Consider the following 21,708-nt stretch of genomic DNA (forward strand, 5'->3'; position numbering starts at 1 on the left):
ACAGCAAACAAAAGGAATTATACGACATTGTGTTGCAAAATGACGCTAAAAAATAACGCGTCTTGAGAGAACTGTATCTAACTGACCATAAAATCGGTCTTGGGTGGCGCAAAATAGGAAAACAGGAGAGCGAATGGCTTAGATATAAAAAAAATATGTCATGTAGAGCGAATGGCTTCCTTTTTTTGGCTTGTCGGGTTGCTTTTTTTTCTTAGAAAGAAAGGCTTTGAGATGGGGAAGAGAAGGATTAGTTAAATATTAATAATAGTTTTAGATTTTAGGTGACGAAGTGTTGCTTTCTTGATAATAATTAGTAACTTTGCATCTACTTTAATGAAAAGTACTTGGTTCAGTAGCTCAGTTGGATTAGAGCAGCAGCCTTCTAAGCTGCGGGTCCCGGGTTCGAACCCCGGCTGAATCACATGAAGGGTTAAGCAACGAGCGTTGCTTAGCCCTTCATTCTTTTTAGGGATAGCCTCTGCAAAGCAGAGGCGAACAGAACGCAGCACTAATTGCTACAAGTTTTTTGGGGGGCGTCCTCGTCTTGCCCGGCTTTTAGGGACAGGGGCTACCTTGGTTCACCAGCCTTCCTACGTGCGGAACCTTACTTGGCTTTTCTGACTCTCAAAGACACTGCATCTTTTGCTTTCCAGGCTTTCAAGGCACTGAACCATTGGTCGGCACTGTGATAGCCTTGCTCCTCTTTGTCGCTACAGAAAGCGATGTAGTAGACGAGATGACCGCCGGGGATAGAGACGAGATAGCCGTCGTCGTACTGGGTATGAACGGTTTGGAGAATATTGGCTGGAGGAATGGAGATCGCCAAGCCTACGGTTTCCTTTTTATGTGTGAGCGTGTCCTTACCCGTGACTGGATAATCGGTGCCCCAGTTGGCGAGCAGGCCATGGCCGTTTGTCCAACTTTGTTGACCCTTGATATGTGTAATACCTATAAAATAAGGAGTGGCGCGTATTTGGTCGGTGAGGTTGAAACCTTTCGGTACGGAAACTCTTACGTCCACTTTACAGTCACGGTGTCCTGCGATCATCGTGTAGCGGGTAGTGAGTGTGCGCGGCTCGGCTTCTGGTGTAGGTTTCCAATTTTGGTCCGTGATCTCAACGATGCTACGGAGAGGCCCGTTCACAACGATGCGCTGGCGGCGGCTGTCACAGTCCGTGAAGCCTACGGGCTGTTTGCCGTCCCAACCGTTGAGGGCTCCGACGCCTACGCCATCTCTCACAGCAAGTACATCGTCGCCGTAGCCAGCAGCCAGCTGTACTGAGTCGGGATAGAACTCTGTGTCGTGGAGTTCCAACTGCCTTTTGCGCTTACCATAGATGTCGACCGATTGTCGTGGACTGCAATAGAAACGGTAAGCAGTAAGTTCACTCTCCAGTACGGCACCATGCTGATGGATGACAGGGAAGGGATTGGTACCCCGCAGCGAGGCGAACTCACTCAGATAGATGTCGTGCTTGTTCTTTGCCTTCACTTTGCTGTTGCGCAGGAGAATGTCGGCGAAGGTACGTTTGGCGTAGGTGTTTGGCATTGTCTTTCTCCATAGCGCGATGGTAGCCATGCTCGGTCCTTTTGCCTTTATATCGGCGAGGAAGAACAGATGATCAGCTCCTCCGTCACCATCCAAGTCGTCCATTTGTGAAGGTACTTCTTTGCCGTCTACAGTCACGCGGGCAGAGCGATAGCCTTCCATACCGGGAATCTCCACGGGTGACTGCTGCAAAATCGTATAACCAGGATTTTGCAGTGTCACGGTCACAGTCTTGTCCTGTCCGACTGCTTGTAGCGAGAACAGGAGAGAGCCTACGAGCATCATGCTGCCTATGAAAGAATTAGAGGGGGAAAATCTCATATCAGTCATTATTATATTTAGAGCGTCACACCATTCTTGAAGATGGCAAAGCCATGGATTCCGTTACGCTCAGCTTTTACCTTTTTACCACTTGCCACATCGAGGACGGTTTGGATGAAGTCGGGCAAAAGGTCTGTGATACTCTTGTCTTCCACGATGCTGCCAGCGTTGAAGTCAATCCAGTTGCCTTTGCGCTTGTAGAGAGAAGTGTTGGTAGATACTTTCAAGGTCGGCACAGCGGTAGCGAATGGTGTACCACGCCCTGTTGTGAACAGCACGATGTGGCATCCGGCAGCAGCCAAAGCTGTTGCTGCGACGAGGTCGTTGCCCGGAGCAGAGAGCAGATGAAGGCCGTGACCTTGCAGTCGCTCACCATATCCGAGGACTCCATAAACGGGTGATGATCCCGACTTCTGTGTGCATCCCAATGCTTTGTCTTCCAGTGTAGAGATGCCACCAGCTTTGTTTCCAGGTGAGGGATTCTCGCCCACGGGCTGGCCGTGGCTGAGGAAGTAATGCTTGAAGTTGTTGATGAGATGTTTTGTATCATCAAGAACCTGCTCGTTGATGCAACGTTGCATGAGCAAAGTTTCAGCGCCGAACATCTCAGGAACCTCAGTGAGAACCGTGGTCCCCCCCTGCTCATTGCAGAGCCAGTCGCTGAAAGCACCTACGAGAGGGTTGGCTGTAATACCTGAGAAGCCGTCGCTGCCGCCGCACTTCAGTCCGATGCGCAGTTCAGAAGCCGGAATAGCAGTTCGCTGATCGTTGCGTGCTTTGTCATAGAGCTCCATCAGCATCTCTGTGCCCGTCTCCACTTCGTTGCCTTCCACTTCTTGGCAGACGAGCAGTTTGATGCGGTCGTGGCCGTAGTCACCGAGCAACTTTACGAACTCGTGCGGTTGGTTATTCTCACATCCCAGTCCTACGATGAGCACGCCACCAGCATTTGGGTGAAGCACCAGGTCGCGAAGGATATGGCGTGTGTTTTCATTATCTTCACCGAGTTGTGAACAACCGTAGTTATGCGGGAAAGCCACGATGGCATCTACGCCTTCACCATTATTTGTCTGTGCTTTTACTTCCTCCACGATATTCTGTGCAATACCATTGACACAGCCTACCGTAGGGATTACCCACAGCTCGTTTCTCACACCAACCAGTCCGTTGGAGCGGCGATAACCTTGGAAGGAAGCATCGGGATGCGGTGTTGTCTTTTTCTGTGGCTGAATGTGGATGTTGTCGTAGTTCAGCTCACCACTGAGATTTGTCTTGATGTCGTGGTCATCGAGCAGGGCTCCTTTTGCTATGTCGTGGATAGCGTGTCCGATAGGGAAACCGTATTTTACGATCATCTCTCCCGTCTTGATGTCATGGAGAGCTATCTTGTGTCCGGGCACCACGTCAGTAACCAGTTTGAGTGCAGAGCCGTCGATGTCAACGATGTCGCCGGCCTTCATTGCTTTGATGGCTACGGCGACATTGTCTGTAGGGTTGATTTTAATTGCCTGTTTCATCTTATCACTTGTTGAGAACCGTCTCAATGGTCTTTCTCATGCCCGACTCTTGTATCTGCTGTAGATAGGAAGCCAGCAAGTCAGTCAGTCCGGGGATGTCATTGAGGTTACCTTGCTCTTTCCAAATCAAGTCTTGCGCGCCGAGCACACCTTCAGCGATGGTATGGCAATCGGCAGAAGCCCACAGTTGCTGGAGCAGTTCAAGGATTGCCGGATCGTCGTTGGGAGTGATTGCCGTGCCGTCTTCGCGTGTGCCACCTTTATAATAAGTGGTGATAGCAGCGAGACCGAGCACGATGGCTTTGGGCAGTTCACCTTTCAACTTGGTGTATTGCTTCAGGGCAGGCAGGTCACGCGTCTTGAACTTCGGGAAGCTGTTGAGCATGATACTGGTCACCTGGTGGTCGATATAGGGATTCTTGAATCGCTGCAGCACGTCTTCGGCGAAGCGTGTGAGCTCGTCTTGTGGCAGTTCGAGCGTCGGCAGCAGTTCGTTGAACATGACCTGATGGATGAATTTCCCGACGAGTTCATCGTTGCAGGCATCTCTGACGATATTGATGCCGGAGAGGAAAGCCACAGGCGAGAGGACAGTATGCGGACCGTTGAGCAGCGTTGTCTTGCGCAGATGATAAGGAGCTTCGTTGTCGGTGAGTACTACGTTGAGACCAGCTTTGCGTGCCGGCCACTCCTCGTCAAGTTGCTCAATGGAGATATTCTTGTCGTGTTCGATGACCCAAAGGTGGAAGATCTCGCCTTGCACCATAGCAGCGTCCTTGTAGCCGATACGTTGCCACAGTTGTTGCTCGTCGTTGTGGGGATAACCGTTGACGATGCGGTCGACAAGCGTGGTGCAGATTGGGCAGCAGCAGGCAATCCATTTGCGGAATCCCTCAGCGTCGTCGAGGTCATCGTGCCACAAGTCGATGTATTGGTTGATGCAATCTTTGAGGTGATGTCCGTTGCCGAAGATCAGCTCACAAGGCAGGATGATGAGTCCCTTCTTAGTGTCGCCGTTGAAACAAGAATAGCGGCGATAGAGCAGCTGCGTGAGTTTGGCGGGGTAGGAGGCAGGCGGTGTGTCGCTCAGCTTGCACGTGTTGTCGAAGGCAATACCGGCCTCTGTGGTGTTGGAGATGACAAAGCGCATCTCGGGCTGCTCGGCCAGTGCCATGAACGCGTCGTATTGTGTATAGGGATTCAGTGCGCGGCTGACGCTGCTGATTCGTTGGCAGGTGTTTACTTGCTCGTTGCCTTTCAGTCCGAGCAGGTTGACATGGTAGAGGCAGTCCTGTGCACGTAATGTCTCGATATGGTTACGCTCGCGTGGTTGCACGATGACGACAGAACCGTTGAATGCCGTCTTGTCGTTCATTTCCTGGATCATCCAGTCCACAAACGCTCTGAGGAAGTTACCCTCACCAAACTGTATCACACGCTCCGGTGCTTCTGCTTTCGGAGCCGTGTGTCTGTTGAGAATATTGTTAGTCATAGATTCAGTATATATAAAATAAGGTGTAGTAAAAATGGGACCACCTATTTATATGAGGTGGTCCAATGTGTACTATATTAATAATGTGTACTATATCAATAAGGAGTCGTTATGGTACGATCTTCTTATATTTCGGAACAAGAGTCTTCATGATCGACCAGGCGATGAGATAGGCCACCGCGCAGATACAGAACACGATCATGTACCCAGCAGGTTTCCCCTCGAAGCCCAGGAAGGAGAACGAGCTGCCAGCTTTCTCGGCATAGTCGAAGAGAATACCAGAACCTTGGTTGATCATATAGGAGCCGATGCCACCGGCCATGGTACCCACGCCCGTGATGGTAGCAACTGTTGACTTGGGGAACATGTCGCCGATAGTAGAGTAGAGGTTGGCCGACCATGCCTGATGTCCGGCACCGGCGATGCCGATGATGACAGCGGGGAAGATAGCACCATACTGCCCGAGTGGCTGAGCCAGCAGAGCCGTCAGAGGCATGAAGGCGAAGATGAGCATGGCTAGCATACGTCCGCCGTAAGGATCCATGCCACGCTTCTCCACAAACAACTTAGGCAGATAGCCACCGAAGATAGAGACCACCGTGACGATGAAATACAGGATAAAGATGAGCGTGGCGCCCTCTTTTGAGGCCGAAGGATAGTGGTAGACATCGCTAAAGTATGCAGGAGCCCAGAACAGGTAGAACCACCACACACCGTCAGTGAAGAATTTACCGGCGATAAACTCCCATGTCTGCCGATAGGTGAGACACTTGAGCAGTGGTATCGTCTTTTCTGCTTTCTCGTCAGCCTTTGCCTTGTCAGCCTCCTTCTCGTCGTCCTGATGGATGTATGCAAGCTCAGCCGCATTGACATGCTTGGACTTTTCGGGCTTCTCGTACCATTCCAACCAAAAGAACACCCAGATGAAGCCGAGCGCACCGATGATGATGAATGCACTCTCCCATCCCCATGCCTTGGCGATGAACGGGATGGTAGCCGGAGCAGCCAGTGCGCCTACCGAAGCACCGCTGTTGAAGATTGCCGTGGAGAGTGCACGGTCCTTTTTCGGGAAATATTCTGCCGTCACCTTGATGGCAGAGGGGAAGTTGCCCGACTCACCAATGGCCAGGATCATGCGGCAGCCCAAGAAGAGATATACAGAAATGGTAGAGATAGAGAGCGCAAGTGCGGAGCCTTGCTTCACGGCGTGGAGTGCCTCCACGCTGTCCAGACCCTCGATCTCCATCGTCAGCCATCCACATCCTGCATGGAGGCAGGCACCTGCAGACCAGATGATGATGGCGAGCAAATAGCCTTTCTTTGTTCCCAAGCGGTCAATGGCAGTACCTGCGAAGAGGCTCACCGCAGCATAGAACAGCGAGAACCATCCCGTGATCATACCATAGTCGCTATCAGTCCAGTGAAATTCCGGGGCGATGAAGTCCTTCCATGTCAGCGAGAGCACCTGACGGTCGAGATAGTTGACCGTGGTGGCGACGAAGAGGAGTGCACAGAGATACCATCTCCAGTTCGTCTTTACATCGTTTTTGATAGTACTTCCGTTCATGCGCGTTGCTTCTTAGCATTCTGAATGATGTCGATGCACTGCTTGCAGAGCTCGGTGATAGCGTTCCAGTCGCCCTTTGCAACTACCTCTTTTGGGAAGAGTTTCGACCCCATGCCCACACAGTAGGCACCGGCCTTGATCCATCCTTCGAGGTTCTCCTGTGTAGGAGCCACGCCGCCAGTGACCATGATCTTCGACCAGGGGCAGGGAGCCATGAGATCCTTGATGAAGCGTGGGCCATAGACATCGCCGGGGAACACCTTGGTCAGGTCGGCACCCAGCTCCTGAGCCTTGCCGATCTCGCTGACGGTGCCACAGCCCGGGCAATAGGGGACGAGACGACGGTTGCATACCGGAGCCACGTCGGGGTTGAAGAGCGGACCTACAATGAAGTTCGCACCGAGCTGAATGTACAGTGCAGCGGTAGGAGCGTCGACGACAGTGCCGGCACCCAAGGCCAGCTCAGGGCATTCCTTGTCGGCCCATTTCACCAGTTCGCCGAATACTTCGTGTGCAAAGTCGCCACGGTTTGTGAACTCAAAGGCGCGCACGCCACCTTCGTAGCAAGCTTTGATTACCTTTTTAGCGACTTCGGCGTCAGCATTATAGTATACGGGTACCATACCGGTGGCTCCGATTTTCTGAAGAACTTGTATTTTGTCAAATTTAGCCATGATTGTAGTAATGATATTGGTTGATGGAAATGATAGGAAACCATCGTACGGGCAAACAATGAATTGTCCGTACGGTGGTATATTTTTTATTGTTTATCGCTGGACTCTACCGTTGGCGTTACCTGCGGCGAGACTCTCCACCTCCTCTTTCGATACGAGGTTGAAGTCACCGTTGATGGTATGCTTCAGTGCAGAGGCTGCGACAGCAAACTCCAGGGCCTCGCCCTGAGTAGGCTTGGTGAGCAGTCCGTGGATGAGTCCGCCGGCGAAGGAGTCACCACCGCCTACGCGGTCGATGATCGGCTCAATGTCGTAGTGACGGCTCTCATAGAATTCCTCACCATTATAGATGAGTGCTTTCCAACCGTTGTGCGTAGCGGAGTAAGACTCACGCAGTGTGGAGACGACATATTTAAATCCGAAGGTCTTTGCCATTTGCTCGAAGATCTTATGGTATCCGGCAGCGTCGGTCTTACCGCCTTCAATGTCAGCGTCGGGTTTGAATCCCAGGCAGAGCATAGCGTCCTCCTCGTTGCCGATGCACACGTCGACGTACTGCATGAGCGGGCGCATGATGGAGATAGCCTTTTCCGACGTCCAGAGTTTCTTGCGGAAGTTGAGGTCTACCGACACTGTCACGCCGTGGCGCTTGGCAGCTTCGCAGGCAGCCTTCACGATATCGGCGGCGTTGTCGCTGATTGCCGGCGTGATGCCTGACCAATGGAACCACTGAGCACCCTCGAAGATCTCGTCGAAGTCAAACTCCTCAGGGCGTGCCTCAGCGATGGCAGAGTGTGCTCGGTCGTAGATGACCTTGCTGGGGCGCATGGAGGCTCCCGTCTCAGCGTAGTAGATGCCCACGCGCTCACCGCCACGTACGATGTGGCTTGTGCCGACACCATAGCGGCGCATGGCGTTGAGGGCCAGCTGTCCGATTTCGTGCTTAGGGAGTTTGGTGACAAAGTCGGCATCGTGACCGTAGTTGGCGAGGCTGATGGCCACGTTGGCCTCACCACCTCCGGGGATCACACGAAAGTGATCACTCTGTATGAATCGGTCGTTGCCTTCTGGAGACAGGCGCAGCATGAGCTCGCCCAATGTTACTATTTTTGCCATATTCTCTTGATATTTGATAATTGCTAATATAATATATACGAATACAAAGAAGCGTTTGCGCAAACCAAGCCTTCTTGTCTTCGCTTAGAAATTGAAGAAGTTCTTTGCATTGTAGTAGCTGATGTCCTCCACCATTTGGTTGACGCGCTTCTCCTCAAAGCCGTCGTAAGGGATCTCGCCGTTCTCGATGTCGTTGCCGATGAGGTTACAGAGAATTCGTCGGAAATATTCGTGGCGTGGATAGGAGAGGAATGAGCGTGAGTCGGTGAGCATACCGACGAATCGGCTTAGCAGTCCGAGCAACGACAGAGCGTTGAGTTGTTTGGTGATGCCATCCTTTTGGTCGAGGAACCACCATCCCGATCCCCATTGGATCTTGCCGGGCATCGAGCCGTCCTGGAAGTTTCCGAGCATCGTAGCCATCACCTCGTTGGCACAGGGGTTGAGGTTGTAGAGTATCGTCTTGGTCAGATGTCCCTCTAAGTCGAGACGGTTGAGGAAGGCCGAGCAGCTCTTTGCCGTGTTGAACTCGCCGATGGAGTCGAAGCCAGTGTCGGGTCCGAGTTGGCGGAACATACGTGTGTTATTGTTGCGGATGGCACCATAGTGGTATTGCTGCGCCCATCCGGCCTCGTAGTCCTGTACGGCGAAGACATAGAGCATAGCACTCTTGAACTTCAGCACCTCTTCGTGTGAGAGTTCCTTCCCGGCGTAGACCTTATCAAAGATGTCGTTGATCTCCTGGTCGGTGTATTCTTCAGCATAGAACTCCTCGATGCCGTGGTCGGAGAGACGGCACCCCATGGTGCTGAAGAAGTCGTGACGTTGTTGCAGAGCGTCCACGTAGTCCTGGAAGTTGCTGATATTCTTTCCCGAAGCGGCAGAGAGTTTTTCCACATATTCTCGGAAAGCCAGTGCGCTCTCCGGTGCCATGGCTTTGTCTGGTCTCCATGCCGGTAGCATGCGTGTCTTGAGTTCGCTCTTTGCCACGATGCTGTGATAGTGGAGGTCATCGATAGGATCGTCGGTGGTGCACACCGTCTCCACATTATATTTATTGAGCAGTCCCCACGGTGTGAGTGCGGGATCGTTGGCGAGTTTGTCGTTGCACTCGTCAAAGATCTCGCGTGCTGTCTCCGGGTTGAGGCGCTTGTTGATGCCGAAAGCCGTTTTCAGTTCCAGGTGGGTCCAGTGGTAGAGGGGGTTGCGGAACGTGTAAGGCACCGTCTCTGCCCACTTTTCAAATTTCTCCCAATCGCTGGTGTCTTTGCCAGTACAGTATTTCTCCGGAATGCCGTTGCTGCGCATTGCGCGCCACTTATAGTGATCGCCGCCGAGCCACACTTCCGTGATGGTGCGGAATCGTTTGTTCTCGGCAACTTGCTGAGGAACGAGATGACAGTGATAATCGATGATGGGCATCTTGGCAGCATGCTCGTGATAGAGTTTCTGTGCAGTTTCTGTTTGCAGCAGAAAGTTCTCATCCATGAATTGTTTCATTTGCTTTTTGAGATTGGTTGATTGTTTCTGCAAAGATAATAAATAGTTTCTGAATAGCGGGTGGGATTTTTGTTCGTAAAGGTATAAAATCGTTCGAAATCCATTTTTTGTTGTATTCTTTGCGTCAATAGGTGGAAAATTATTATCTTTGCATAGCCATCATAGCTATCCTTATCTATATAACATGTTCAGAAAGTATTTTTTGATTTTAATCTTGCAGCTTGGCTGCATCTATGATATATTTGCCCAACCTTATTGCGATGTGCGTACGTTCTCGCTGCGTGATGGATTGGCCGCTAACGTCATTTCCGGCATCGGACAGACCGGTGACGGACTGATGTGGCTCGGCACGTGGAGTGGACTCTGCTATTACGATGGCTATCGCTTCACCACCTTCCGCAGTATGCCTGGGCTGGGCGACATGCTGACGAGCAACCGCATCTACACCCTCCATACCAATTACCGCAATGATGTGTGGGTGACGACCTACGACCGGCGACTCTATCTCTTCGACACGGAACGGTGTGCCTATGTCAACATCAACCGGCTCATCGATTCCTCCGTCCGTCAGCCCGTACGTTTTCACCGTATCTTCTCTTTATCCGACGGCCACACATGGGTTACCAGCGAGGGCGCACCGAGGCTTACGCTCCGCATTACAGACGATCATGTGGAGTCGGTCGACGGCATTGCCATATATCGCGGCTTGGACATCCGTCAGGCACTTGTCGACGGCTATGGCCATGAGTGGTTGCTTTCGGGCAAAGCCATTCTCGACGACAAGGCACGAAAAGCCTGCGCTTTCCCCGCCATCCTTACGGAGCGGATGGGATCCCGTACCTATTTCGTCAGTGCTCATGGCGGTGTCGTCTCTGTCGGCAAGGATGGCAAGGCTTTCCAAAAACACTGCACGGACATGAAGGATCTTCATGTCAATGCCGTCTGCGCCTGGCGCGGCAGCCTGCTGTTGGGTACTTCGCGCGGCTTGTTCGTGCTGGATCATCAGCGTCTGCGTGAACTTCCGTTGCGCCATCCAGCACTCTCCTCTGCCGCCATCACCAAGATCTTTGTAGACCGTCGTGGGCGTATCTGGCTTTTCTCGTCCAACGATGGCGTAGCCATGCTTGACGGTGACCGATGTGAATGGCTGCAGTCCGAACCGCAGCAATCCTATCTTCGTACGACCAGCAGTGCGCCATTTTTCCATGAAGACGAATATGGCACCATTTGGGTCGTGCCCCGTGGCGGTACTTTCAGCTACTACGATGAGCGTCTTCACAGCCTCGTAGCCTATCCTTTGTATAGCGGTGAGACGGCTGATGCCTGCATACCGCTGATCAAGAAATCGTTTGTCGACAACCAACACAACCTCTGGTTCTCGGGCGAACGCAATCTCTCGATGCTGCATTTTCGTCGGCATCGCGTGCGTCGGCTGCCGATGGTCGTCAACCAAGAGGTGCGCGCCCTGTGTCTTGACCGTGACGGCAACCTTTGGGCAGGCGATCGCGAAGGTTGTCTGGCCGTCTATGACCATGAAGGAAGACTGAAAGGCTATCTCACGCCGTCGGGTGCACTTCAAAACCTTCCGACAGGTTTTGCCCACAGCGTCTATTCGATCAAGCAAGACAGCAAGGGACGGATGTGGATAGGCACGAAGGGCGAGGGACTCTTTTGCTGGGACGGCAAAGCCATGAACCGCTATGTCCATGATCAGCAAAACCGTTGGAGTCTTAGCAATGACGACATCTACGACATCTTTGAGGACAGCAGCCATCGTCTGTGGATCGCCACTTATGGTGGTGGCGTGAACTGTGTAGAACAACAAAAAGACGGCACGGTGCGCTTCATCAACGTCAACAACCTTTTCAGAAGCTATCCTCGCCTTGCTTTCCTCAAGGTGCGGCGTATTGCCGAGACACATCGTGGCGAGATGGTAGTGGCTACCAATGGGGGGCTGATTACGTTTTCGGGTAGATCCATGTCGCTGCAACGTCTCTGCTTCTTCACCACCTCGCCCCGTAGTGGCGACGACCATTCGCTCTCCAGCGGCACCGTCTTGCAGGCTCTGCCCACCCACGACGGTCATGTCTTTGTCAACATCATGGGGGGCGGCGTACAGGAAGTCACCGACGACGGGCTGCTCCGTAACAATCTCCATCTGACGACGATAGCTTCTGTCACTGCCGACGAGGGGCTTGTACAGGCTATGGTTGAGGACCGTCATGGCAGCATCTGGCTTGTTCGAGAGACTACCATCGACAAATACGATCGTAAACACAACATTCTCTCCACATTCAGTGCGCAAGACATTGGCTATCCTGTGGAGTTCTCCGAGGCCAAACCGCTTTGCCGACCCGATGACGGCAATCTGTTCATGGCGTGCAATGGCTGTGCCATTTCGTTTGCACCGGGCGACCTGCGCAACTCTTCTGTGGTGCCGCGCATTGCCTTTACCAGTGTGCGCTATCAGGGCGACGATCAGCCGCAAGCCATTCTTAACTCGTCCGTGTTGGAAGTGCCGAGCGACAAGCGTAGCCTGACCATTTATTTTTCTGCCCTTGACTATGCTGGTGCGAGCCGGGTCAAATATGCCTATCAGCTTGAGGGCGACGGCGACAAATGGAACTATGTCGACGACATGCACAGTGCTTCCTTCAACCGCATCCCCCACGGCCATCTGCGCCTCCTCGTCCGCTCCACCAATGCCAACGGCGTGTGGCAGAACAATACGCGGGCACTCGTCATCTATGCCCATCCCACCTTTTGGGAATCGTGGATGGGCTGGTGCTTCTATATCATCGTCGGTGGCGTCCTGGTCTTCCTTGCTTTCTATCTGATCAACCAGCGGCAACGCATGAAGATGCAAACCGAGATGGGACGTATGCGTGCCGAGTTCTTCACTCGCATTGGCCATCAGCTCCGTACCCCGCTGACGCTTATCGGAGGACCTGTCACCGAGGTGCTCAAGAGCGAGTCGCTATCAGAGCGTGGACATGGACTGCTCGATATGGTGCGACGCAATAGCCAGAGCATGCTCGCTCTTGTCGACAACATGCTCCACTACGACCACAACTCCGACACCTACCTCGTCGACGACACCAACGCGCCGTTTGTGCTCTCCAATGCTGAGCAGAGTGCTGCTCCAGACAACGTTGAGCCTGACCATGGACAGCGCACCACGCTTCTCGTCGTCGAGGACAATGCCGACTTGCGCCTTTTCCTCTCTACCATCCTCAGCCCCGACTATACGGTGCTCACTGCCGACAATGGCCTGCAGGGCTTGGAGACGGCACGCAAGCAACTGCCCGACTTCATCATCTCAGACGTGATGATGCCTGTCATGGACGGACTGGCAATGGTGCATCAGCTCAAGCAGGACGCATCTACCAGCCACATCCCCATTATCATCCTCAGTGCCAAAGCCTCTATGCAAGATCGCCTGCAGGGTCTGCGTGAGGGTATTGACGACTATATCCCCAAGCCTTTCTCGGCTACTTATCTCCGTGAGCGCGTGGCCAACATCATTGCCCGACGTCATAGTCTGCAACAAGAGGCACTCCAACAGCTCACCGACCCGGCCGTGGAAGAGCCGGCAGATGCTGAGCAGCAGAAACCCGGCAAAGTAGAGTCTACGCCCTACCGGTTGAGTGCTCCCGAGATTATCGATGCCGACAAGGTGATGATGGACAAGCTCATGGCATTCCTCGAGGCACGCATCAGCGACCCAACCCTGCGCATGGAGGACATGGCCGACGAGGTCAACCTCAGCCGTACTGCTTTCTACAGCAAGATGAGATCGATCGTGGGCATGCCGCCTGTGGAGTTTGTCCGGCACATCCGTTTGCAGCGTGCCGAGCTTTTGGTGGCCAAGAGCAAGGACAGCTTCTCACAGATCGCCTATGCCGTTGGATTCTCTGATCCTAAGTATTTCTCGAAATGCTTCCGTAAGGCCACGGGAATGACACCGTCGGAATACCGCCGTATGAAGCAGAAGCAGGAGGAAGCGTAAAAGGACAAGCCTCACCCCCATACCCCTCTCCAAAGGAGAGGGGAGTAAAATGCTGGTTAAACAATTCCAGCAGGTCCCAAATCATGGAAGATGGAAGCCGCATGTTACGAGAGTGTTATCTCCATCTTAACCGTCTTGGATGTAATTTGGCATAACGTTCCACGTCTTCGGCATAGCCTGTCTGAAGTGATCGGTAGACTGGTGTGAGGGACTCTATGTCGTGTGTGTCTGCATATTTTTCTAAAACATAGGCAAGAATAGCATGAATTCTTTCTAAAACATAGGCAAGAAAGGCTTAATTTCTTTCTAAAACATAGGCAAAAAAGGCTTGTTTCCTTTCTAAAACATAGGCAAGAAGGGCTTGATTTCGTTTTAAAACATAGGCAACTACCCCCCTCTTTCGTAGTGCTGGCTCCTCTTTTGCCTTCTGCTGCGCCTAAATTATCATCAAGTGTGTCTTGTTGATAAAACTGACAAAAAAACGGCCCTGAGAATGCGTTCTTTTGGAACAAAGTGTCCATTGCCCGGATTTTCGCAAAAATAGAGCTGTTTTTCTTAACTTGCTGATTTATAACCATATACGCGAAATTATGTTTTGGAGCTACTATAAAAAAGGTACTTTGACGAGAAATTCTCTAGAGAATTTCTCGTCAAAGTACCTTTTTGATGTTGTCATCTCGGTTGTTTGATGCGGTCATCTCGGTTGTTTGACCTGGTCATCTCGGTTGTTTGATGCACTCATCTCACCTTTTTGATCAGTCGAGCTTGTTTTTTTCGTCTTTTGAAACCAGTTTTTTCTAAAATACACGTTGACTTTCTCTCTAGAATGCTTGCCCGCGGTGACAGACTTTTGTCAATACATTTCGGCTATCATGTAGGTTTTCACTCACAGTAGTGCCACAACAGGTTGCTGTTCGGGAGCCGCTGGATAGAGGTTGCAGAAAACGTACCGGTATTGTCAGACAGAAAGTAAAATGCTTTAGTTGGCTCATGTCTCCTCCGCAGACAGGATACGATGATAGTGCTTGGCTTTTTTACAATCTGTTACTCGTGGGTGGTTTCTTCAGCAGCTTCACTGAATATCCGTCATATACACCAATGACAAAGCGGCCGTGGCATTCTGTTCCCGAGAGGACGGGAGCCCGAATGCACACGGCCGCTAATTGTTTCTGACAGAACGAAGGTCAAAGACCTATATGATCGTTCGTCAGTCTTTACTCATTACTTTTCTATTTCTGTACACCCACGCCGAGCTTGCTCACATCTTCGTTGCCAACAGTGAAGTCGCCCTTGGCAGCATCCTTGAACTTTGGATCAGCACCGTTCTTGCCGCTCGTATCACCATTCCAGTAGAGCTTGTTCTCTGGATCGCTGGCGGCGAACAAGTTGGCGTTGGCACAGCCGAAATAATAGTTGTTCTGGTAAGACGGTGTTGATGTCGTGCTCTGATTGGTGTAGACAGCCTGGGTGTTGACGATGAGGTTGTTGGCCCAGGTGATCTGCTGGCCGCCCTTCTTGCCGTTGAAGCGGATGTAGAGGAAGCGCTTGCCGCTGGTGGCGTTCATCACATTGTAGAAGGTGTTGTTCTTCACGGTGATGACAGGTACGGGGTTGCCATAGTTGCTGGCCTTGTCGTCGTAGCGGAAGAGGTCGCGCTCGTTGGCACAGTTATAGACCGTGTTGTTGACAAACGTGATGTCCTTGATATAGCTCTTGCGTACGTCGAAGAAGTCGCCACCGTCGCATCCGATACCATGGATCTTGTTGTTGCGGAAGACCACGTTGTCGATGATCGCCTGGTCGGTGTTGCCATAGAGCAGGCCCTTCTGGTCGCCAGCACCGATGATTTCGCAGTCCTCTACATCGAGCAGTTTGTAGTCACCTGCCGACTTATAGTCGAAGAACTGGTCGGTGGCTGCATTGTTTGTACCGTCCAATACGAGATTGCTCAGCGTGAGCGAAGCACCGGCCTGCAACTTAAATGTACCTTGAATCGTCGGTTTGGCGGTGGGATATATGCCCTTGATGGTGACAGAGTGCTCTATGACTGCCGAGCCAGCCTTGTCGGGTGTCTCAGAACCGGAGCTAATCATGTAGGTGCCATTGTAGAGTGCGAATACCTGACCCTCAGTAGCGTTTTCGAGCATACTGCTGAAGTCGTCGGTAGAGCGCACGATGGTGGCACCGCTCAGGTCGGCGATTGTTGTGAATTTCTTGCTGCCGCACTCCTTACCATTATTGTAGATCTTGGCCACATAGCTGGTTTCAGGTGTCAGTCCACTGATCTTCTTGCGTCCGGCAGCCTGCTCCTCAGCGGTCACCTCTTGTGTCAGCACGACGTTGCCGTCTTTGTCGAGGATGCTTGCGCTGTTGATGAGCGAGTCCTTAGGCCATTTGATGATGACATCCTTGTCGCCTACGTCTTCCAGTGCCATGCTCTGCATGATCTGCTGGGCATCGGAACGGAAGTAGACGGAAGTCCACTTTGAGTTGCGCGAGGCATCGCTGTTGTCTACAGCACGCACGCGGGCCGAGTATTTGGTGTCGTAGGTCAGTCCCTCCAGATTGAGCGAAACACCTTCAGTGGTGAAGGTCTTTGGTGTAGTGGCGAAGGCCAGGCTGTCGTCGGGATAGACTTCCACCTCATACGAGGTGGCACCGCTCACCGGTTGCCAACTGAGGTTGGCGGTGCTGGTCGATACATTCTTTGCCTCCAGTCCGATGGGGGAGAAGTTGCGGTCAAGGATGAGGCTAGTGATCTCGTCCATCGGGCCTGAGCATGCCGTCAGCCCCATGGTGGCGCTGACGAGCGATAAGGCGATGATATGATATGCTTTCATTGTTCAAATACGATTGAGAGTTAGAGTAAGAGAAGATTTAGTTGTTGAGCTGTCCGAGATTGCCGTCGTTGTTGAGCTTTCCGTTGCTGCCGTCGATAAATGTCTGCCAGATCGGCCACAGGCAGTGGGTTGACGGCGTGACGACGAAGAGACCGTTGATATAGTCGTCGGTGAGGATGTTGGTGCCTGTGGCGGAGTCTACAAACCAGTTCTTTGACGACCATTCGGCATCTTTCAGTTTGGCGATTACGTCGGGGTCGTCCTCGCCCTTGTTGAGGCCGTAGTATTCGATGCTATTGGCATCGGTCGAGTTGTTGATATACACTTTGTCGGGCAGTCCGGCATAGCGTCCCTCGCGGTTGGCGAGCTGTTGTAGTTTGGTTTTCTCCATGTTCATGGCCTCGTCGATGATGCCCCAGCGGACGAGATCCATCTTGCGCAGCGACTCACCGGCGAACTCCAGCGCACGTTGCTCCTCGATACCTTTTTGGAATGCTTCCTTGCTGGCGCAGTAGGCAGCCTTGAGTTTGGCTACGGTGTCAGTGGGCAGTGCACGGTCGAGAATTGGTTTCATGTATTGCCATCCCTTGTCGGGACCGTTGAGCTGGTTCTCGCTCTCGGCAGCCATCAGGTAGACATCGGCCAGGCGCATGTATTGCCAGTTGACACCATCATCGTTGGTCGAGGTGACCGTACGTTTCATCCACTCATAGCGCAGCTTACCGAAGCACCACTTAGTGAGGCCGCGGAGTTGCACGTGTGACTTTCCTTCCACGAGCGTCTTGCTCCAGTCGTAGGGCACGCAGGTGATGTCGCGTCGGATGTCCTTGGCGTTATAGTCGTAGTAGAGGGTGGGGGTAGGACCGTTGACGCCGCCCTGGGCCTGCTGGGTGTATTGGTCTTTGGCGTTGTGCTTGATGCCGAAGGTGTAGAGCACACGTCCGCGTCCGTCAGAGAACGGAATCTCCCAAAGGCTCTCGCCGCCTGCCGTGACATTGTCCTCACAGAGTTTGACAAAGTTCTCCTTGAACGTTCCAAGTTTGTTGCGACCCGAATTGATGACGTCCTCGCACTCTTCCTTGGCGATAGCGTACATCTTCTCCGGCGCGAGTTCAGGGTTGTTGCTGCGGCGGAAGCCGTCGCCGCGCAGGCCATAGCCACCAGCGACGAGGGCGATGCGGGCGCGCAGACCCTTGACAAAGCTCTTGCTCACGCGCTCTGTCGTCTTGGTGATGGCATTCTGGTTGGGCCAGTAGCAGTAGTCCTCTGCCTCTTTGAGGTCGCTGAGCAACTGGATGTAGATGCTGTCGCGGTTGGTGCGTGGCAGATAGACATTATTGGCGTTGTTGGGTTCGAAGCGTGCGGGCACGTCGCCCCAGGCCTTGGTCAGGTCGAGGTAGAGCACGGCACGCAGGGTGAGAGCCTCACCGAGGAGCTGCCGCATGTCGGCGTTGTGCTCGATGTCGCCATACTTGCGTATGCCCTGGATGGCAAGGTTGGCACGCTCGATGCCTTCGTAGAATTTGGCGTAGGCGTTGTTGTCGGTGTTCATCTGCGGATTGTTGGCCGGCGTGTCGTAGTTGTAGAGCGACTGTTTCTCATTGCTGGCGTCTTTTGCCGATGGTACGGTACCGGAGCTTGCCTCTATGTCGGTGTTCATGCCGTAGTAGGGCAGGAAACGTCCGCGGTAGGAGTTGGTCTCGCCGAAGGAGACACAGACCGACATCACCTCGCGCTCGGCCAGACCGTAGACCGAGAAGGTAGACTGCTCGTTGAGCGATGATTGTGTGGGAGCATCCATGTCGCAGGACACAAGCGTGGCGGATGCCAACAGGAGGGATGCTATGGTAAGATGTATTTGTCTCATGATTGCGGGTAATTAGAAGTTAAGGTTCAAGCCGAAGACAAAGCTGCGGCTCTTGGGGTAAGCGGAATAGTCGACACTCGGGGTGAGGGTGGTCTTCTTCATCGTGTCGTTTTCGGGGTCGAAGCCACTGTAGCCGGTGATGCAGAACACGTTGTAGGCTGTGGCGTAGAAGCGCAGGCTGTTGATGCCCAGCTTGTTGGTGACAAACTTAGGCAGCGTGTAGCCCAGCGTGAGCGTGTTGAGGCGCAGGAAGCTCGCATCCTCGATGGCCCAGTCGGTGAGCACCATCTTGCTCATGTAGGGGCTCCACATGGTGGTGTTTTGGTTGAGCTGGGTGAGTCGTGCCGGGTCGTTGGTGATCAGTCCGGTCTCAGGGTCGAGGTTGGTCCATCGCTTTCCGCTCTCCATGATGTCGCAGAGGTTGCGGTAGATATACTTGCCGGAGGTGGTGTACTCAATTTTGTTGGCGTTGTACTCTTGGTTGCCGATCTCGAAGCTGAACTGAGCGCTGAGGTCGAATCCGTAGGCACGGGCGTTGATGCCGAAGCCGCCGTAGGCATCGGGAGCCACGTCGCCGATGATGTCATAGTCCTTGGCTGTGACCTTATGGTCGCCGTCGAGGTCTTTGAGTTTCATGCTGCCCGGACGTACCTTGCCGACAACGGCACTGGCATCGTCGACGCCCTCTTTGAGCGTCCACGTGTCTGTGGCAGCGTCGTAGCCCGAGAAGTCGCTGACCTCGTAGCGTCCGGCATTGCGGTAGCCACGGATCTGGCCGACACGTCCGCCGACGGCGATGACATATTCCTTGTCGATTTCAGAGGAAGCCCAGCGGCTCTCCTGATAGAAGTTCTCCATGCCGAGCGACTTGATCTTGGTCTTGTTCAGTCCGATGTTGCCGTTGATGTCGAGTCCATAGTTGTGTTTGTTGATGGCATGCCAGGTGAAGGTAGCCTCGAAGCCGCGGTTCTGGGTCTTGCCGAGATTGCGATACTGATAGTCGTAACCGGTACCAGCCACAGGGAAGGCGATGAGCAGATCCTTGGTGGTGTTGCGGTAGTATTCAAACGTACCGTTGAGCTTTCCGCCGAAGAGCGTCCAGTCGAGTCCGATGTTGCGGGTGATGGTAGTCTCCCACTTCAGGTCAGGGTTAGCCATATAGTTGGAGGGTCGCAGTGGGTTGTTGAAGCCGTTGACCCAGGTACGCTGGCTGGAGCTGGCATCATAGGCACTGTACTCCTGAATGAGCTGTCCCGAGGGGATGTTGTTGTTGCCGGCAGTACCGTAGCTAAAACGCAGTTTCAAGTCGTCGAGCCACTTCTTTGTGCCTTTCATAAACGGCTCGGAGGTGATACGCCAGGCCAGGGCAGCGGAGGGGAAGTAGCCCCAGCGGTTGTCCTTGCTGAACTTTGAGGATGCATCAGCACGGAAGGTGAAGCTCACCAAATACTTGTCCATGAAGCCATAGTTGGCACGGGTGAAGAACGAAAGCAGCTTGTCGTCGGGATTGTAGTAGTCGCTTGTGGCGGATGCGGTGCCTGTGCCGGAGAGTCTCCATGCCGTGTTGGCATCGTAGTCGACGGGGAAGCCTACGACCTGGTTGAGGTTTTCATGCTCCTTGGTGATGATATACTCGTGTCCGACGAGCCATGTCAGATTATGATTCTTGTTGTTGATGAGATCCTTGAAATCATAGTTGAGCGTGTTTGTATTGCGGAAACGGTGCCGGTCAGTGTTGTCGAGGGTGATGATAGGATGTCCCGTATACTCTTGGGAGGCATAGTTGCGCACCTGGTAGGAGGTCAGACCGAAGAAGCGCTGGTCGTACTGTGTATAGTAGTCATAGCCGAACTCGGTCTTTGCCGTAAGGTTCTTGATGAATTCCCAACCGAACGATCCGCTGAGGTTGAGGTTTTTGCGGTTTTTCTTGCGGTCGTTGTCGGCAGCAGAGGTGACGGGATCATAGAGGTTCATATCGTCGTCGTCGAACGAGGCGTTCTCTGTTGCGAGGCCCTTCAAGGGAATTGGAGGATAGATGACGGCGTCCTTGAGTCGCTTATCTGTGTCGTAAGATCCAGTAGCATCATTGGCACCACCACCACGGATGTCGGTGTTGCTGAAACGAGCCTGGAAGTCAAGCGTGGTGCGCTTGGTGGGCTTGGAGTTGAGTTTGAGCGAGAAGTTGTCACGCTTGAAGTTCGAGCCGACCATGATGGCCTTGTCGTTCATGTGGGCATAGCTGAAGGCATACTTGATGGATTCCGATCCTCCCGTGATGTTGAGGCTTTGGTTGAAGGTGTGGCCCACGCGTCCGTAGGCGATGTCCTGCCAGTCGTTGCCTTGTACGTTGTCGTAGAGGTCGAGGTCCTGATAGTTGCCGAAGAGCGAGGTGAAGGATGAGATCTTCGACGGATCGTTGTTGTTTTTCAGCAGTGCGAGCTCATATTGCCACCGTGCGTAGTCGCCGGGCTGGAGCACGTCCACCTTCTTTGCGATTTTCTTCCAGCTGTAGTAGGCGTTGTAGCTCACGCTGACCTTTCCCTGCTTTCCTTTCTTTGTGGTGACGAGGATGACGCCGTTGGCGCCACGGCTACCATAGATAGCGGTGGAGGAGGCATCCTTCAGCACGGTGATGTCCTCGATGTCGGTAGCGGGGATGTTGCTGATGTCGTCCACGGGGAAGCCGTCGACGATGAAGAGCGGGTCGTTGCTCTGCGTGATTGAGCCACCGCCGCGCACGCGGATCTTCACCGTGGCATCGGGTGAACCTTCGGAAGTAGACACCTGTACACCGGCAAGCTTACCGGTCAGGGCTTCTTCGGCACTGGCCACAGGCACCTCGACGAGCGACTTGTTGTCGACCGTAGCGACAGAGCCGGTGAGGTCTTTACGCTTCACCGAGCCATAGCCGATGACCACCACGTCGTTGAGGTTGTTGGCGTCGTCTTCCATCTTTATGGAGAGCGAAGAGCGGTTGCCGACAGTCACGGTCTGGGTTTTCATACCCACGTAACTGATCTTAAGCGTCTTCTTTCCACCTTTCATATCAATAGAGAACTTTCCGTCAAGGTCGGTGACGGTACCGTTGCCGGGCAAGCCAACTTCCTGCACAGTGGCGCCAATGATGGGTTCTCCCGACTTATCGGTGATCGTACCCTTGACGATTTGTGCATTGATGTCAGCGGCACAAACGAGCAGACCGGTGAGAAGCGCGGTCCGCATTTTGTTGAGATTGTAAGCCATACGATTGTCTTTA

General features: G+C 53.1%; 11 protein-coding genes and 1 tRNA gene. 2 read left to right on the plus strand and 10 right to left on the minus strand.

From position 1 onward, the window contains the following. Positions 1–346 precede the first annotated feature (346 nt). Positions 347–421 (plus strand) — tRNA-Arg (locus tag FYJ73_RS05660). Between the two features lie 183 nt (positions 422–604). On the opposite strand, the gene FYJ73_RS05665 is transcribed toward FYJ73_RS05660, so the two are convergent. From FYJ73_RS05665 to uxaC, 7 genes are all read right to left on the minus strand, one after another. After that, entirely contained in the window at positions 605–1,870 is a 1,266-nt protein-coding gene (locus FYJ73_RS05665) for a DUF4861 family protein (RefSeq protein WP_206081703.1), read from the minus strand. Between the two features lie 17 nt (positions 1,871–1,887). Then, a complete protein-coding gene (locus FYJ73_RS05670; protein WP_154533741.1) occupies positions 1,888–3,387 on the minus strand; it encodes a UxaA family hydrolase in 1,500 nt (499 codons plus the stop codon). 4 nt (positions 3,388–3,391) lie between these two features. Beyond that, a complete protein-coding gene (locus tag FYJ73_RS05675) occupies positions 3,392–4,879 on the minus strand; it encodes a tagaturonate reductase (RefSeq protein ID WP_154533742.1) in 1,488 nt (495 codons plus the stop codon). A gap of 109 nt (positions 4,880–4,988) precedes the next feature. Then, complete coding sequence (locus FYJ73_RS05680; protein ID WP_154533743.1) at positions 4,989–6,446, minus strand: MFS transporter; 1,458 nt, start codon at positions 6,444–6,446, stop codon at positions 4,989–4,991. Continuing rightward, positions 6,443–7,120: a bifunctional 4-hydroxy-2-oxoglutarate aldolase/2-dehydro-3-deoxy-phosphogluconate aldolase gene (locus FYJ73_RS05685; protein ID WP_154533744.1), complete on the minus strand. Its 678-nt coding sequence runs from the start codon at positions 7,118–7,120 to the stop codon at positions 6,443–6,445. Before FYJ73_RS05685 ends, FYJ73_RS05680 begins: the two co-directional genes overlap by 4 nt. A gap of 93 nt (positions 7,121–7,213) precedes the next feature. Continuing rightward, positions 7,214–8,236 (minus strand): PfkB family carbohydrate kinase, encoded by a 1,023-nt coding sequence (locus FYJ73_RS05690; RefSeq protein WP_154533745.1) that lies wholly within the window; start codon positions 8,234–8,236, stop codon positions 7,214–7,216. An 84-nt stretch (positions 8,237–8,320) separates the two neighbouring features. Further along, entirely contained in the window at positions 8,321–9,736 is a 1,416-nt protein-coding gene (uxaC, locus tag FYJ73_RS05695; protein WP_154533746.1) for a glucuronate isomerase, read from the minus strand. Between the two features lie 202 nt (positions 9,737–9,938). On the opposite strand from uxaC, the gene FYJ73_RS05700 reads away from it, so the two are divergent. Beyond that, positions 9,939–13,745 carry a two-component regulator propeller domain-containing protein gene (locus FYJ73_RS05700; RefSeq protein ID WP_206081704.1) on the plus strand — a complete coding sequence of 1,269 codons (3,807 nt, stop codon included), beginning with the start codon at positions 9,939–9,941 and terminating at the stop codon, positions 13,743–13,745. Between the two features lie 1,229 nt (positions 13,746–14,974). Here FYJ73_RS05700 and FYJ73_RS05705 read toward each other — a convergent pair. The 3 genes from FYJ73_RS05705 to FYJ73_RS05715 are packed head-to-tail and all read right to left on the minus strand — an operon-like array spanning position 14,975 to position 21,695. Beyond that, positions 14,975–16,585, minus strand: coding sequence for a DUF4957 domain-containing protein (locus tag FYJ73_RS05705; protein WP_235899246.1), 1,611 nt, complete (start codon positions 16,583–16,585; stop codon positions 14,975–14,977). 37 nt (positions 16,586–16,622) lie between these two features. Next, positions 16,623–18,452: a RagB/SusD family nutrient uptake outer membrane protein gene (locus FYJ73_RS05710; RefSeq protein WP_235899247.1), complete on the minus strand. Its 1,830-nt coding sequence runs from the start codon at positions 18,450–18,452 to the stop codon at positions 16,623–16,625. A gap of 12 nt (positions 18,453–18,464) precedes the next feature. Next, a complete protein-coding gene (locus FYJ73_RS05715; protein ID WP_154533748.1) occupies positions 18,465–21,695 on the minus strand; it encodes a SusC/RagA family TonB-linked outer membrane protein in 3,231 nt (1,076 codons plus the stop codon). Positions 21,696–21,708 lie beyond the last annotated feature (13 nt).

It is taken from the genome of Hallella mizrahii (genome assembly GCF_009695775.1).
Lineage (GTDB): Bacteria > Bacteroidota > Bacteroidia > Bacteroidales > Bacteroidaceae > Prevotella > Prevotella mizrahii.

What these genes read in the sequence shown, in the direction of transcription:
- FYJ73_RS05665 (WP_206081703.1), bottom strand. Translation starts at nt 1,870, where the DNA reads ATGAGATTTTCCCCCTCTAATTCTTTCATAGGCAGCATGATGCTCGTA.
- FYJ73_RS05670 (WP_154533741.1), bottom strand. Translation starts at nt 3,387, where the DNA reads ATGAAACAGGCAATTAAAATCAACCCTACAGACAATGTCGCCGTAGCC.
- FYJ73_RS05705 (WP_235899246.1), bottom strand. Translation starts at nt 16,585, where the DNA reads ATGAAAGCATATCATATCATCGCCTTATCGCTCGTCAGCGCCACCATG.
- FYJ73_RS05715 (WP_154533748.1), bottom strand. Translation starts at nt 21,695, where the DNA reads ATGGCTTACAATCTCAACAAAATGCGGACCGCGCTTCTCACCGGTCTG.
- FYJ73_RS05690 (WP_154533745.1), bottom strand. Translation starts at nt 8,236, where the DNA reads ATGGCAAAAATAGTAACATTGGGCGAGCTCATGCTGCGCCTGTCTCCA.
- FYJ73_RS05710 (WP_235899247.1), bottom strand. Translation starts at nt 18,452, where the DNA reads ATGAGACAAATACATCTTACCATAGCATCCCTCCTGTTGGCATCCGCC.
- FYJ73_RS05680 (WP_154533743.1), bottom strand. Translation starts at nt 6,446, where the DNA reads ATGAACGGAAGTACTATCAAAAACGATGTAAAGACGAACTGGAGATGG.
- uxaC (WP_154533746.1), bottom strand. Translation starts at nt 9,736, where the DNA reads ATGAAACAATTCATGGATGAGAACTTTCTGCTGCAAACAGAAACTGCA.
- FYJ73_RS05675 (WP_154533742.1), bottom strand. Translation starts at nt 4,879, where the DNA reads ATGACTAACAATATTCTCAACAGACACACGGCTCCGAAAGCAGAAGCA.
- FYJ73_RS05685 (WP_154533744.1), bottom strand. Translation starts at nt 7,120, where the DNA reads ATGGCTAAATTTGACAAAATACAAGTTCTTCAGAAAATCGGAGCCACC.